Annotated in this window: 14 protein-coding genes and 1 tRNA gene; 11 read left to right on the forward strand and 4 right to left on the reverse strand. The window is 69.1% G+C overall.

All coding sequences use genetic code 11. The features are described 5' to 3' along the window. Nucleotides 1-15: 15 nt before the first annotated feature. Nucleotides 16-885: a hypothetical protein gene (locus Rai3103_RS10460; RefSeq protein WP_153572561.1), complete on the forward strand. Its 870-nt coding sequence runs from the start codon at nt 16-18 to the stop codon at nt 883-885. A gap of 75 nt (nt 886-960) precedes the next feature. Next, a tRNA-Ala gene (locus Rai3103_RS10465) sits at nt 961-1,033 on the forward strand. A gap of 216 nt (nt 1,034-1,249) precedes the next feature. On the opposite strand, the gene Rai3103_RS10470 is transcribed toward Rai3103_RS10465, so the two are convergent. Beyond that, on the reverse strand, nt 1,250-1,603 hold the full coding sequence (locus Rai3103_RS10470) for a carboxymuconolactone decarboxylase family protein (protein ID WP_153572562.1): 354 nt from the start codon (nt 1,601-1,603) through the stop codon (nt 1,250-1,252). Nucleotides 1,604-1,758: 155 nt separating this feature from the next. Here Rai3103_RS10470 and Rai3103_RS10475 point away from each other — a divergent pair, with 155 nt between their 5' ends. The 3 genes from Rai3103_RS10475 to Rai3103_RS10485 are packed head-to-tail and all read left to right on the forward strand — an operon-like array spanning nt 1,759 to nt 4,073. Beyond that, a complete protein-coding gene (locus Rai3103_RS10475) occupies nt 1,759-2,649 on the forward strand; it encodes a helix-turn-helix transcriptional regulator (protein WP_153572563.1) in 891 nt (296 codons plus the stop codon). Between the two features lie 2 nt (nt 2,650-2,651). Beyond that, nucleotides 2,652-3,638, forward strand: a complete 987-nt coding sequence (locus Rai3103_RS10480; RefSeq protein ID WP_153572564.1) for an aldo/keto reductase — start codon at nt 2,652-2,654, stop codon at nt 3,636-3,638. An 18-nt stretch (nt 3,639-3,656) separates the two neighbouring features. After that, nucleotides 3,657-4,073: a cupin domain-containing protein gene (locus Rai3103_RS10485; protein ID WP_153572565.1), complete on the forward strand. Its 417-nt coding sequence runs from the start codon at nt 3,657-3,659 to the stop codon at nt 4,071-4,073. 51 nt (nt 4,074-4,124) lie between these two features. Here Rai3103_RS10485 and Rai3103_RS10490 read toward each other — a convergent pair whose 3' ends face one another. Further along, nucleotides 4,125-4,949 carry a class I SAM-dependent methyltransferase gene (locus tag Rai3103_RS10490; RefSeq protein ID WP_153572566.1) on the reverse strand — a complete coding sequence of 275 codons (825 nt, stop codon included), beginning with the start codon at nt 4,947-4,949 and terminating at the stop codon, nt 4,125-4,127. A 151-nt stretch (nt 4,950-5,100) separates the two neighbouring features. Here Rai3103_RS10490 and Rai3103_RS10495 point away from each other — a divergent pair, with 151 nt between their 5' ends. Then, complete coding sequence (locus tag Rai3103_RS10495; protein WP_228488846.1) at nt 5,101-5,721, forward strand: rhodanese-like domain-containing protein; 621 nt, start codon at nt 5,101-5,103, stop codon at nt 5,719-5,721. Nucleotides 5,722-5,825: 104 nt separating this feature from the next. On the opposite strand, the gene Rai3103_RS10500 is transcribed toward Rai3103_RS10495, so the two are convergent. Continuing rightward, on the reverse strand, nt 5,826-7,427 hold the full coding sequence (locus Rai3103_RS10500; protein ID WP_194793094.1) for a multicopper oxidase family protein: 1,602 nt from the start codon (nt 7,425-7,427) through the stop codon (nt 5,826-5,828). Nucleotides 7,428-7,777: 350 nt separating this feature from the next. On the opposite strand from Rai3103_RS10500, the gene Rai3103_RS10505 reads away from it, so the two are divergent. The 4 genes from Rai3103_RS10505 to Rai3103_RS10520 all read left to right on the forward strand — a co-directional run bounded on the left by Rai3103_RS10505 (nt 7,778) and on the right by Rai3103_RS10520 (nt 11,265). Continuing rightward, the gene (locus Rai3103_RS10505; RefSeq protein WP_153572568.1) at nt 7,778-8,554 is read left to right on the forward strand and encodes a N5-glutamine methyltransferase family protein; all 777 of its coding nucleotides are present in this window, start codon (nt 7,778-7,780) and stop codon (nt 8,552-8,554) included. Between the two features lie 40 nt (nt 8,555-8,594). Next, a complete protein-coding gene (locus tag Rai3103_RS10510; RefSeq protein ID WP_153572569.1) occupies nt 8,595-9,038 on the forward strand; it encodes an SRPBCC family protein in 444 nt (147 codons plus the stop codon). Nucleotides 9,039-9,149: 111 nt separating this feature from the next. Next, on the forward strand, nt 9,150-9,971 hold the full coding sequence (gene cysE / locus Rai3103_RS10515; RefSeq protein ID WP_153572570.1) for a serine O-acetyltransferase: 822 nt from the start codon (nt 9,150-9,152) through the stop codon (nt 9,969-9,971). A 40-nt stretch (nt 9,972-10,011) separates the two neighbouring features. Further along, nucleotides 10,012-11,265 carry an NAD(P)/FAD-dependent oxidoreductase gene (locus Rai3103_RS10520; protein ID WP_153572571.1) on the forward strand — a complete coding sequence of 418 codons (1,254 nt, stop codon included), beginning with the start codon at nt 10,012-10,014 and terminating at the stop codon, nt 11,263-11,265. 9 nt (nt 11,266-11,274) lie between these two features. Here the strand turns inward: Rai3103_RS10520 and Rai3103_RS10525 are convergent, their stop codons facing one another. Continuing rightward, nucleotides 11,275-12,792, reverse strand: coding sequence for a dolichyl-phosphate-mannose--protein mannosyltransferase (locus tag Rai3103_RS10525; protein ID WP_153573708.1), 1,518 nt, complete (start codon nt 12,790-12,792; stop codon nt 11,275-11,277). A 125-nt stretch (nt 12,793-12,917) separates the two neighbouring features. Here Rai3103_RS10525 and rsmI point away from each other — a divergent pair, with 125 nt between their 5' ends. Further along, nucleotides 12,918-13,775, forward strand: coding sequence for a 16S rRNA (cytidine(1402)-2'-O)-methyltransferase (gene rsmI / locus Rai3103_RS10530; protein WP_153572572.1), 858 nt, complete (start codon nt 12,918-12,920; stop codon nt 13,773-13,775). Nucleotides 13,776-13,817: the final 42 nt, after the last annotated feature.

Here is a 13,817-nt window from a genome sequence, read left to right on the forward strand (position 1 = left end):
CGTACCGTTCGGGGTGTGGGACTGACGGGAGTGATCATCGCTGTGGTGGCCGTGGCGTGGCTGGCCTTCGGCGTACCGCAATTCCTCTCCGTCCCGCGCGCTGTCGAGGAAGAGGTCCGCGATCCCGCCGAACAGATCGGCGGGGCGGTCCGCATCCTCCGAGCCCCTGCCCCTGCCCCGGCCCCGGACGGCGCCGGTCAGGACGCGTCGGTGCCCTTGGTGGACGCCGAGGGCAAGCCGTTCGCCCGGGCGGAGATCTCGACCAGGCTCACCCGGCGGGCGGAGTTGGCCCGCCTGCGCAGGATCGAGGTGGCCGCCGTCCGGATCCGTCGCAGGGCCCTGCTCGGCGTGCTGCTCGTCGACCTGCTCATCGTCGCCGGCTGCCTCGCGCGCTGGTGGCCCTGGTGGCTCTGCGCCGGGGCCGGTGCCCTGTTGGTGGCGGCCGTGGTCGGCCTGCGGGTGAGTGTGGTGCTGGTGGAACGCGAGCTGGGCCGCCGGATCGACGCACTGCGGACCGGCAACCAGGAACGTACGCTCGCGATCAGCCGTGCGGAGCTGCAGGCGGTCGCTGAGGGCCCCGGCGAGGCGGGCTCGGACGCCTCCCGCACCTCCCGTGACCTGGTCTCGGTGCGCCAGCCGCTGTTAGAGGGCCTCCCGTCCCGCCATGCCACGCCCTCGCTGTGGGAGCCGGTGCCGGTCACCGCGCCGACGTACGTCCAGCGGCCGATCGTCGCGCGGAGCGTGCGGACGATCGACCTGGCCAGCACCGATCTCAACGCGGCGATGGACCGGGCCCAGGGTGACGTCCCAGTGGCGCTCGATGCGCGCCGGGCGGATGGTGAGCGGGCTTCGCGGCGGCCGAAGCTGCGGGCCGTCGGTGAATGACCTGCCGGTTTGGGGACTCGGCGGGGTGGTGCTAGAGTTCCAGTCCTGTCGGGACACTCCGGTGACGGCTGACAAGGGGCATTGGCGCAGTTGGTAGCGCGTCTCGTTCGCAATGAGAAGGTCAGGGGTTCGAATCCCCTATGCTCCACAATTCAAGACGTACTAGAACACCTGACATCGGCAGATGTCGGTGCTGGTGCCAGGGCGGCGAAGGGCTCGACGAGCCGGATCGTCGCCCTTTAGTCTTCGCTGATCTCGATCGTTGAGCGGGCTCTGGACCTGCTGCCAGGCGTACTGTTCGAACACCCCCGCACGAGCGGCGCAAGCGATGGTGCGGAGTGGGTCTCTCTGGCGAGCCGTACGATCAACGACCGATTCGTTCACCCTCTCCAGCTTCAATGACCGTCTTGAGCACCGTCATCGCACCCATGCCGTGGGGCCAGCCGGTGTAGAACGCGAGATGCAGGAGGGCTTCCTTCAACTCGTCCTCGGTGACGCCGTTCTGGCGGGCGAAGTCGAGGTGGAACCGCAGCTGGTCGGTCTTGCCCATCGCGGTCAGTGCAGCGACCGTGACGAGGCTGCGGTCCCGCTTGGACAGGCCCTCACGCTCCCAGACCTCGTCGAACAGCACGGCGTCGGTGTAGTGGACCATTCCGGGGGCGAAGTCGCCGAAGGCGTTCTTCCCGCCGCTCCACCCGGTGCTCTTGGTGTCGCTCATGATTGTTCCTCTCGGTCTCGCGCTTCGCGGATACCCCTATGACACCGCGTACCTGCCCCTATGACACCGCGTACCTGCGCCCGGAGGGAGGCTCTGGTGAGGGGTGTACCAGTGGAGACTCCCTGGCGAGAAGAAGCCCGAATACCGTTGAGGTCATGGACACCAGGGACGAAGCGCGGGAGTTCCTCATGTCCCGTCGGGCCAATCTCAGCCCCGAGCAGGCGGGTCTGACTGCCGCTGGGCACCGGCGGGTGGCAGGGCTGCGTCGCAGCGAGGTCGCGATGCTCGCAGACGTGAGTCCCGAGTACTACGCCAAGATCGAGCGCGGCAATCTGCTCGGGGTCTCCGATGCGGTGCTGGAGTCGGTCGCGCGAGCCCTGCAGCTCGACGATGCCGAGCGCGAGCACCTCTTCGATCTAGCGCGGGCGGCGAACGGTGGCGCGCAGACCGTTCGGCGACGCAAGCCGAAGACTTGGACGGCGAGAGAGAGCCTGACCCGTGCGCTGGACGCTGTCACGGATGGTCCGGCGTTCGTCCGCAACGGCCGCATGGACATCCTGGCGACCAACGCCCTGGGCCGCGCCTTCTACGACGAGGTCTTCGACGGGGCAGGGCAGGGCAACCTCGCCCGCTTCTGCTTCCTCGACGAGCGGGCCAGGACGTTCTACCCGGATTGGGAGAAGGCCGCAGACATCACCGTGGCGATCCTGCGTGCCGAGGCCGGCCACGATCCCCGGGACAAGCAGTTGCAGGACTTGGTTGGAGAGCTCTCCACCCGCAGTGACGCGTTCCGGACCCGGTGGGGCGCGCACAACGTGCGCCGGCACGGCTCTGGGACGAAGGAGTTCCACCATCATGCTGTCGGAGATCTGACTCTTACCTACGAGGGCTTGGAGCTGACCGCAGAGCCGGGTCTGTCGTTCCTCATCTACACGGCGGAGCGTGGCTCGCCCAGCGATGAGCGGCTGCGGCTGCTGGCAAGCCTCGCCGCCGCCCCGCCATTGCCGCGCCCGGTGCGCGACGAGACCATCACGACGAAGGAGTAAGCATGCACACCAGGACACTCGGACAGGGCCTTCAGGTCTCCGCGATCGGGCTCGGCGCGATGGGCATGTCCCAGGGCTACGGCCCCAACCCCGGCAATCGAGATCAGATGATCGCGGTGCTGCGCTCCGCCGTCGAGGAAGGCGTCACCTTCTTCGACACGGCCGAAGTCTACGGCCCCTACGTGAACGAGGAGCTCGTCGGCGAAGCCCTCGAACCGATCCGCGACCAGGTCGTGATCGCCACGAAGTTCGGGTGGGACATCAAGGACGGGAAGAGCGTCGGCCTCGATAGCCGGCCCGAGCAGATCCGCCGCGTCGCCGAAGCCTCGCTGAAGCGGCTGCGTACGGAGGTGATCGACCTGTTCTATCAGCACCGAGTAGACCCGCAGATACCGATCGAGGATGTCGCCGGCACCGTCGGGGAGCTGATCGCCCAGGGCAAGGTCCGCCACTTCGGCCTCTCGGAGGCGTCCGCCGCCACGATCCGCACCGCCCACGCCGTTCAGCCGGTCACCGCCGTGCAGAGCGAATACTCGCTGTGGACCCGCGATCCCGAAGCGGAGGTACTGCCGACGCTCGCGGAGCTGGGCATCGGGTTCGTGCCGTTCAGCCCGCTCGGCAAGGGCTTCCTCACCGGCACCGTGGACTCATCCACCTCCTTCGCCGAGGGCGACATCCGCAGCCGGGTTCCCCGGTTCGAGGCGGAGAACCTCGCCGCCAACCTGAAGCTCGTCGACCACGTCAAGGCCCTCGCTGCGGCGAAAGGTGCGACGCCGGGACAGATCGCGCTGGCGTGGCTCCTCGCGCAACAGAGCTGGATCGCACCGATCCCTGGCACCCGCCGCATCGAGCGCATCCGCGAGAACGCCGCCTCGACCCAGGTCGCGTTGTCCGCCGACGAGCGCGCCGACCTCGACGCTCTCGTCCGGCGGATCGGCGTGAGTGGAGACCGCTACAACGCCGAACACATGGCCTACGTCGGCCGCTGATGACAGAAGGAGAACAGCATGAGAGACGGCACTGACCAGATATTCCCGATAGGGGACACGAACGACGCCTTCGCTCAGTACTTCATTGGCCAGAGCTACCTCGCACCCCTGACTGACGGGAGCGTCCCGGTCAGCAACGTGACCTTCGAACCGAGCTGCCGGAACAACTGGCATATCCACCACGGCACGAACGGCGGTGGCGACCAGATCCTGCTGTGCACGGCCGGATCCGGCTGGTACCAGGCCCAGGGCGAGGAGCCCGTGAGCATGGAACCGGGCACCGTGATCCGCGTCCCCGCTGGCACCAAGCACTGGCACGGCGCGAAAGCCGATTCCTGGTTCAGCCACCTGGCATTCATCACCCCGGGCCAAAGCATCAGCAACGAATGGCTCGAACCGGTTACGGAGGAGGTGTACGGCCGCCTCGCGAAGTAAGACGGGAACGAGCGAGCATCCTGAACGAGATCTACACCCTGTAGCGGGTACTCACAACGGTCGCGAGCAGGTGTACATGACGGTGCGGATGCGGCGCTCGGCGAGGTTGGCCACCTGATTGGCGGCCATCTGCCCGAACGCGTCCCCCAGGAAGGCGGCAAAGGTGACTGGTGGCGGTCCGTCCCGCTCGATCCGGGCCCGCATCTGCCGGAACCAGACGAGGCTCTCGTCCGACGAGTCGACCTCCGAGAGGACGTCGAAACCGGCCGCTGGGAGCAGTTCGCGCATGTCGTCCAGGGTGGCGAGGAAGCTGGTGGAGGAGTCGTGGGCCCACGGAACGGGGTAGTGGACGTCGCCGCCTTCACCCTGCAGCACGTCGTAGACGACGAACCTGCCGCCCGGTCGAAGCACCCGGAAGGCTTCGGCGTAGAGCGCCGGCTTGTCGGAGATGTTCATCGCGACGTGCACGGTCAGCGCACCGTCCACAGAGCCGTCCGGAAGGCCGGTGGCGGTCGCATCGCCCACCCGGAAGCGGGTGTGGGCGGCCATGCCCGTCCACTCCGAGAGCGCCGTCGCCACCTCGCAGAATTCCGGGGTGAGGTCGACGCCGGTGATCGTGCACCCGGTCAGCTCGGCGAGCGTCCGAGCGGGACCGCCCAGTCCGCTCCCGAGGTCGAGCACGTGCGAGCCGGCCCCCAGCCCGAGGGCCTCGACGATCTCCAGGGACGCCGCACGACCTCGGATGTGGAACTCGTCGACCGGGGCGAGGTCGGCAGGCCGCAGCTGGGTACGGTCCAGGCCAGCGGAGTCCAGGGCGGAACTGATCGCCGCCACCAGCCCGCCGGGGCCCCCGTAGAACCTCGAAACCTGGTCCATGGGCCTATGGTCGCACGCGGCGACCGTGACGTCGATCACCAAGCAGCCCTTCTCCGGCTCGGCGTCGAGCCGGCCTTTGAGGGCTGTTGAGGGGCGTGAGGCGACCCTTACACTGAGGTCACCCATCCGGGTCTCACCCTCAGGACCTGCCATGTCTGCATCGCCGATCGGCGCCGAACGCGCCGGGTCGCCATCCCAGGGAGTCGCTCGGCCGCGCCGATTCCTCGCCGCCGGCACCCCGGTCCGTCCTCGCGTCGGTGCGGGGACCAGACGTCACCGGGCCGGTCCCCGGATGCAGCGGCGCCTGGCCCGTCTGGCGCGCGCGACGGTCGACAGCCCAGTGGCGGTCACCCGGGAGGAGCCGGGCGAGATCGCTGCCGGTCTCGAGACGGTGCTCGAACACGCCCGACGCGGGCTCGAACGACTGACTCCGGAGCAGGCCGTGGCGGCGTGGCGTGGGGGTGCGCTGCTGGTCGACATCCGTACGTCGGAGCAGCGCGCCGAACGAGGAGCACTCCCCGGGGCGATCTGCATCGACAGGACAGTTCTCGAGTGGCGCCTGCAGCCGGGCGGGCGCCACTCGATCCCCGAGCTGGCGGGGCCGGACACCCAGGTCATCGTCGTGTGCCGACAGGGCTACAGCAGCTCACTGGCCGCGGCGTCCCTTCGGTCGATCGGCCTGCAGCGGGCGACAGACATGATCGGCGGCGTGGAAGCGTGGATCGAGGCGGGACTGCCGCTCTCGGACGATCCCCCGGACGTACGCCGCTGACCCTGATAGGACCGACTGGCCGCCGCCGAAGGCGCCGGTGCCGGCGTCGCCGGATCCAGGCGTCACGACTGGCCGGTGCGGACGGCGCCGTGGCGGTGCTGCGTCTAGGACACCTCGAACCGCTCCATCATGTCGTTGTCCTCGTGCTCGACGATATGGCAGTGGTGCACGTACCTCTGCGGGGTATCGGTCGCGGTGGTGGGGAGGCTGAACTTGGCGCGCACCACGGTGACCTGGCCAGGGTTGGCCTTGACGGTGTCCTTGAACCCGGCCTCCTCGGGGGCTGGTGGTTGGAGAGCCGACTTCAGGAAGGGCACCAGCGTCGTGACATCCTGTCGGGGGACGCCGTGGGTGGTCCCGTACTTCGCGACATAACCGGCTACGTCGAAGGTGTAGCGGCCCAGCACCGTGAATCCGAAGAGGTGGGTGTGCATCGGGTGGGTGTCCGGCGTGGTGTTCACGTAGTACCAGTCCTCGACCTCGCCGACGTTCAACTGCTCCACGTGAGGTGTCGCGGACATGTAACCGGCACCGTTCAGATTCATCGTCCACGACGGCGTGTTTGCCCCGACCTCGTTCAGGGTGATCATCCGGTTTCTGACGCCGCTGAGGCCCCTCGGGTTGGGGGCGCCGATGCTGATCAGTTCTGTCAGTGTCGCCTCAGGCGGAGGCAGGGTGGTGATCACGGTCTTCAGTGCTCCGCCGGACGCCACAGGCTTCACCCGGAACTGCATCACCTGTGACAGGTTGGGCGCCGGGTTACTGATCGGGGTCGGTGGGTTCGAGTTCTGCAGGAGGATGGTCTTACCGGCGAGACGGGTGAAGTCCACGAGGACGTCGAAGCGCTCGGCCGGCGCCATCGTCAGGCGGCTGGCTGGTAACGGTGCCGTAGGCCGGAGGCCCAGTTCGGTGCCGATGATGAACATCGGGGCGTTCATCTTCAGGGACATGATGCGCGCGTTGCAGCCGTTGAGGAACCGGAAGCGGTAGACCGCCGGTTCCACGTCCAGGTGGGGCCAGACCTTGCCGTTGACCAGCATCACGTCCCCGAAGTACTCCGGGATCCACGGCCCGTTCAGACTGGCGGGGTTGGTGGGGTAGAGCAGGGAGCCGTCCGCGTTGAAGCGCCGGTCCTGGATGACCAGTGGCAGTTCGTACGGCCCTTGGGGCAGATCCGCTCTGGAGCCGCTGTCCCAGTCGTCGCGCAAGAGGTAGCCTCCGGCAAGCCCGGCGACGACGTTCAATCGGGTGGCGCCCAGGAGGTGGTCGTGGAACCACAGCCCCGCCGCCGGTTGCTCGTTGGGGTAATCAGCCGTTTGGAAACTTCCGTACCCGGCGGGGGAGGAGGCGAACGGATTGCCGTCGTTCACCCCGGCGACGAAACCACCGTGCAGGTGGGTCAGGATTCCGGTCCCCGTGTGGTTCTCCGTCCACTGGGTGTAGCTGTTGGCGTTGCCGAACACGCTCAGGTAGTCCTGATCATGCAGGTTGTTGACGTAGTTGACCGTCACCGGGTGGCCACGCTTGGCCATCAAGATCGGTCCGAGGTACGACGCCGACGCCGTGTCCGCTGCGGGTCCCCCGACCCGTGTGTACCCGAAGAGCGTCGTCGGCTTCGGGAACTGGCTGTGCACCTGGCGCTGTACGAGGGTCGCCGTCAGCGTCTGGGATCCACCGGCCGTGATGTCGACGAGGTTGTCGGTCAACCGTGGCATCGGATCGAGGTAGGGCGTCAGGCTTCCGGCTACGCTGACGGCCGCTGCCGCCCTGGTGCGAGGCGCAAAGCCCCGCAATCCTGCAGCGGCCACCACTCCGCTGCTCACCATCAAGAATTCCCGCCGTGTCGGCATTTCCTGCCCCCCTTGATCGGCCACCGCGGTGACGTCCGTCCTGCTGGACGAAGACGTCGACTTTCGATAAAGGTACGGCGCGTGACCGAGGTCACACCAGCCCCAAACACAGGGCAGACACAAGAACTACACACCGCGTTCGTAGAGAGTGGGGGCTGCTCTCAGGATCCTGTGGGTAGAGCGGCCCATAGGATGCCCTCATCGGCATGGATTTCGCCCCCTCGTCGGGGCTCACGCGCAGACTGCTCGACACGCTCCGCCGGTCCGGATCGGTGTTCCCGCAGGATGAACTCGCTGCCCTGGTGGCCGCCGCGAGCGGGTCGAGCGAACTGACCGAACTGGTCGACCGGCGCGCCGACGGTGTCCCTGTCGAGGTCCTCGTCGGGTACGCCTGGTTCGGTGACCTACGGATCAGGGTCACCTCCGGAGTATTCATCCCCCGGCACCGCACTGAGTACCTGGTGGAACGTGCCCTGCGGCACCTCAGCCCGGGCGACCGGCTGCTCGATCTCGGCTGCGGGAGCGGCGCGGTGGCGGCCCTCGTGGCGCATCACGTCGGGGCGCTTGACATCACCGCGATGGACATCGATCCCGTGGCTGTTGGCTGTGCCCGGATCAACCTGCCACCACCCGCGCGGGTGGTGCTGGCTGATTCGCCGGCCGCCCTGGCCCCGGAGCGGTTCCACGTGATCGTCGCCAACCTGCCCTACGTCCCGACAGCGCGGCTCCCGTACCTGCCGCGTGACGCCCGGGACTACGAGCCGTTGGTCGCGCTCGACGGCGGGTGGGACGGGCTGGATCCGCTGCGCCGGGTCGCACCGCACCTGCTGTCGCGCCTGCTGCCGGATGGGTGGTTCCTCGTCGAAGTGGGTGAGGACCAGACGGAGCCGGCCGCCGCGATCCTTCGAGGCGTGGGCTTCGCCGCCGTGGCGGTGAGTGTGTCGAACGACCGGGACACCAACGTGGTCGAGGCACGACGCTGACCTCCGCGCGACCGACGCCGTTCGGTGCGAGGATCCAGGCATGAGCAAGCATGTGGCGGCCTCCGCCAGCGTTCTGATCGATCGTCCGGTGGACGACGTGTTCGCCTTCTTCGCCGATGCGGAGAACAGCCCGCGGTGGCGTTCCGGGGTGATCTCCATCCGTCGCGTCGGGGAGGACCTCGGCGTGGGCACGGTCTACGAGCAGTCGGTGGCGGGCCCGGGTGGCCGGCCGATCAGGGCCGACATCCGGTTGACGGCGTACGAGGCCGGCAGGCGCGTCGCGTTCGAGACCATCGCCGGCCCGGTACGTCCGCGCGGGGAGTACCTCTTCGAGCCGGTGGAGGGCGGCACCCGGGTCGTGTTCGACCTCGCCGCCGACCTGGACGGCGTCAAGGCACTGCTGATGGCCGGGCCGGTGCAGAAGACGATGGACGCCGAGGTGGCGGCACTCGCGAAGGCGAAGGACCAACTCGAGCACCCATGAACCCCGGGGGTATTGGCACAACCCTTGATATTCAGTTTGCGTGATGGTATCCATAAGTTTGCGTACGCCTTGGAGCTCCTTGTCGCCGAGGCCGTCGAAAGGACACTTGGGATGACCGATCACATCTGGCAGCGGGTCCGTGAAGAGGTGGCGCGCGACGCGGCCCAGGAACCGGCTCTGGCGAGCTTCCTGCATTCCGTCGTGCTGGGCCACCCCGACCTTGAGTCGTCGCTCGCCCACATCCTGGCGAGCAAGCTGAACAGCACCACGCTCACCGAGCTGACCCTGTTCGACATGATCAAGGCCGCGCTGGACGCGGAGCCGGGGATCGGGATCGCCGTGCGCGAGGACCTGGCCGCGGTGCTCTCCCGCGACCCGGCAACGCGCGGGTACTCGCAGCCGCTGCTCTACTTCAAGGGCTTCCACGCCCTGCAGGCGCACCGCATCGCCCATTGGTACTGGATCCACGATCGTCAGGCGCTGGCGCTCTACCTGCAGAGCCGCACCTCCGAGGCGTTCGCCGTCGACATCCACCCGGGCGCTCGGATCGGCAAGGGCATCCTCTTCGACCACGCCACCAGCATCGTGATCGGCGAGACCGCGGTCATCGAGGACGACTTCTCGATGCTGCACGAGGTCACCCTGGGCGGCACCGGCAAGGTCGGTGGCGATCGGCACCCGAAGATCGGGCGTGGCGTGATGATCGGGGCCGGCGCGAAGGTGCTCGGCAACATCAAGGTCGGCGAGGGCGCCAAGATCGGTGCCGGCAGTGTCGTGCTGTCCGACGTGCCCGCGTTCACCACAGTCGCCGGGGTCCCGGCCCGCCCGGTGAGCTACCCGGCCCACGCGCATCCGGCCCTCGACCTCGAGCAGGAGCTGATCGAGTCCGAGCGCCGCGAGCGGCAGAACGCCTGGGGCGCCGGCCCGGCCTGAGCCGCCTTCGCGAACGCAGGTGGGTCGCTAGTCTGTGGGCATGCCTGCCGCCGAACACCCGCTGATGACCACGCCGCCGTGGGGGACCAGCTCCCGGACCTGTGGACCGGTGGATGACGTCAGTTGTGACGTGCTGATCGTTGGGGCGGGCATCGTCGGTCTCACCACGGCGCTGGCCGCCACGCGTGCGGGGGCGAGCGTCGTGGTGGTCGACGCCGCGCGGATCGGTGCCGGCACCAGTGCCTCCACGCCGGGGGTCGCCTCGATCCTGCACGGTGTCTCCTGCCAGGTGATCGAGGAGACCCACGGCAGTGACGCCGTCATGAGGTACGTGGCGGAGCTCGAACGGGCCCTGGACTTCATCGGCCACGAGGCCGCCGCCGGAGGCGTGCCCACCCGGACGCTGCCCAGTCACGCCGTCGTCGAGGACGCCCACCAGGCCCACCAGTTGCAGCGGGAGCGGTTCGCGATGCGGGCCGCCGGTGTCGACCCACGGACTGACGACAAACCCGGCCTGCCCTTCGCCACCCGGCCGTCGATCCGGGTCGACGGCGCGCTGGCGCTCCAACCCCGCCAGTACGCCGAGGCACTCGGCCGCGCCGTGGTCGCCGGCGGAGGTCTCATCCACGAGGGCAGCCGGCTGGCCCGATTGGTCCCCGGCGCCCCGATCCAGGCCCACTTCACCGGCCGCGACGAGGCCGGTGTGGAGCACGTCGCGGTGGTCCGGGCCGGCTCCGTCCTGCTCGCCACCGGTGTGCCGGAGCCCGACTTCGGGCTCGTCGGCCCGCGGCTGCTCCCGACCACGGTGCACGCCCTGGCCGGTCACGGCTACGACCTCGACGCGGCCTATCGGCTGATCGACGACCCGGAGCGACCGTACGTGCTGCGGCCGGGGTTCCGGCCCGGCCAGGTCGTCGTGGCCGGGAGGGCCCACGTCGCGGGCCGGGGCGACCGGCCGGCGGCGGAGGAGCTCGGGGCCTGGGTGGCGTCGCACCTGCCGGACCTGGAGATCACCCACCGGTGGCAGTACGACTGCTATCGCAGCTACGACGGGCTGCCCCTGGTCGGTGAGGTCGGCCTACGCAGCAACGGCATCCATGTCGCCACCGGCTTCGGGGACGACCACATGGCCGCCGCCACCGCGGGCGCCCTGCAGATCGCCGACCACATGGTGGGGTCGGGCACGCGCCTGCCCTGGAGTCCGGTCCATCCCCGCGGCTCGGTCGCCGGCCAGGCCCGTGGCCTGGCCCGCATCGGTGCGGCACGGGTGCGCAGCCGGTTCCGCCGCGACTGAGCCGGACGCTCAGACCCAACTGGTGAACCACATCCGGGCCCACCACTGGGACCAGGTCAGGATCCCGTCGGTGTAGATCGGCCAGAAGTAGGCGAAATTGAGGATCACCAGCGCCACGTAGAGGCCGGCGACGATCGCCCCCAGGCGGCGCCGCCACCCGCCCTGCACCGGACCGATGATCCGGCCGAGGCACATCGCCAGCGCGGTGACGGTGAAGGGCACGATGCAGATCGCGTAGAAGTAGAACAGCGGCCGGTCGGTGTACTGGTACCAGGGCAGCCACATCGCCAGCGCGCCCACGACGGGCACCGAGAAGCGCTGGTCGCGCAGGCCGATCCACAACAGGATCGCCGCCACCAGCGCCGCGGCGGCGCCCCACCACAGCAGTGGCGTGCCGAGCGTCGTCATCACCCGGATGCAGTTCTCGGTGCCGGGCGGGCAGCCGTCGGTGCCGGGGGCGATGTCGTTCACCGCGTCGAGGCCCAAGGGGCGCATCAGGATCAGCCATCCCCAGGGCCCCGACTGGTAGGGGTGGGTGGCGTGGTTGATGTAGGAGCCGGTGTGGAACTGGTAGATCTCGCGATGGAAGGCCACCAGCGAAGCGAGGGCCCGGGGCAGGTGTCGCGCCAGCGCCGTCTCGGGATGCTCGGCCGCCCACTGCCGGTCCCAGCCACTGGCCGTTGCCAGCCACGGGATCCAGGTGGTGAGGTAGGCCGCGAGCGCGACCGGGACCAGCTGCAGGAAGGCCGGGATCCCGTCGCGCAGTGCGCCACGCAGCAAGGGGTTCCGGGCGCCGGCGAGCCGGCGGGCGCCGATGTCCCAGGCCAGGCTGAGGATCGCGAAGGCCGCCAGTGCGTATACAGAGTCCCACTTCGTGGCGATCGAGCAGCCGAACAGCACTCCGGACGCCGCCCGCCACGGTCGCCACCAGAGCAGGGGGCCGAGGGAGCCGTCCAGGTCGGCCAGTCCGCGGGTCTCGAGGTGGGTGGCGAGCCGGGCCCGCATGGCGTCCCGGTCACGGACGAGGCAGGCGACCGCCGCCACCAGGAACGTGGCCTGGAAGATGTCGAGCAATGCCAGCCGGCTCATCGTGAACGCCAGTCCGTCGACGGTGAGCAGGATCCCCGCAATGGCGGCGACGAGGTTCGACCGGGACAGGCGGCGGGTGAGCACCATGGTGGCGGAGATCAGCAGCGTGCCGAACACGACGGCCATGAACCGCCAACCGGACGGGGTCATCCCGAACATCCACTCACCGACCGCGATGAGCAGCTTCCCCATCGGCGGATGCACGACGAACTCGGCCGCGGTGCCCATCTGGTCGACCGCTCCCCGGACGATGAGGTCGTTCGCGTTGTCCGACCAGGTCAGTTCGTAGCCGTGGTGGAGCACCGACCAGGCGTCCTTGGCGTAGTAGGTCTCGTCGAACACCAGGCGCACCGGGTCACCCAGGTGCCACAGCCGCAGCAGGAACGCCACCACGGACACCACGGCCACGATCAGCCATCCCTGGCGCACGGACGGCATCGCCGGCCGCAACTGTTCCACGATCGTCGGGACGTCGCCGGGGGTGGCAGACTCGGCCTCGGGCCGTGGATCCACTGACAGACTCACGCCGCCATCGTACGGAGCCACCGGCAAGGGAGATCAGAGTGAACACAGCGGGCACGCCCGGTGAAGGGCTCCTGGTGCTGGCCGGTGCCCCCATCGGGGACGTCGACAACGTCTCGCCCGCCTTCCGTCAGGCCTTGTCACAGGCCGAGGTGATCGCCGCCGAGGACACCCGGCGCTTCCTCGACCTGCTCCGGCGGATGGGGCTGGAGGTGTCCGGGCGCGTCGTTTCCTACTTCGAGGGCAACGAGGCGTTCCGTACGCCCGGGTTGTTGCAGGAACTGCAGGAGGGACGCCGGGTCGTCGTCGTCACCGATGCCGGTATGCCGTCGGTCTCCGACCCCGGTTACCGGCTGGTCCGCGCGGCGGTCGAGGCCCGTATCCGGGTGACCGCTGTGCCCGGGCCGTCGGCCGTCCTGACCGCCCTGGCGGTCTCCGGACTGCCGGTGGACCGGTTCTGTTTCGAGGGCTTCCTGCCGCGCAAGACGGGCGAGCGGCGTCGGCGGTTCGCCGACCTCGCCGACGAACGGCGCACGATGGTCTTCTTCGAGGCCCCGCACCGGCTGGCCGACTTCCTCACCGACGCGGCGGCCGTCCTCGGCGCCCAGCGACCGGCCGCTGTCTGCCGCGAGCTCACCAAGACGTACGAGGAGGTCGTCCGCGGACCGCTGACCGAGTTGGCGTCCTGGGCGGTCGAGGGGGCCCGGGGTGAGATCACCGTGGTCATCCAGGGGGCGGACGCTCCGGTCGTGGACCAGGCAGCTGCGGTCGCTCAGGTGCGGGCGCTGCACGAGCAGGGGATGCGGCTCAAGGACGCGGCCAAGGAAGTGGCCGCCCGGACCGGTCTGGGCGGCAACGACCTCTACCGGGCGGCCCTCGCGGCCGACGGTGACCAGTGACGGCCGATGGCGTGTCACATGGTCGACACGTAAGGGCCGTAG

The sequence above is a fragment of the Raineyella fluvialis genome, assembly GCF_009646095.1.
In the GTDB taxonomy this organism is placed as follows: Bacteria; Actinomycetota; Actinomycetes; order Propionibacteriales; family Propionibacteriaceae; genus Raineyella; species Raineyella fluvialis.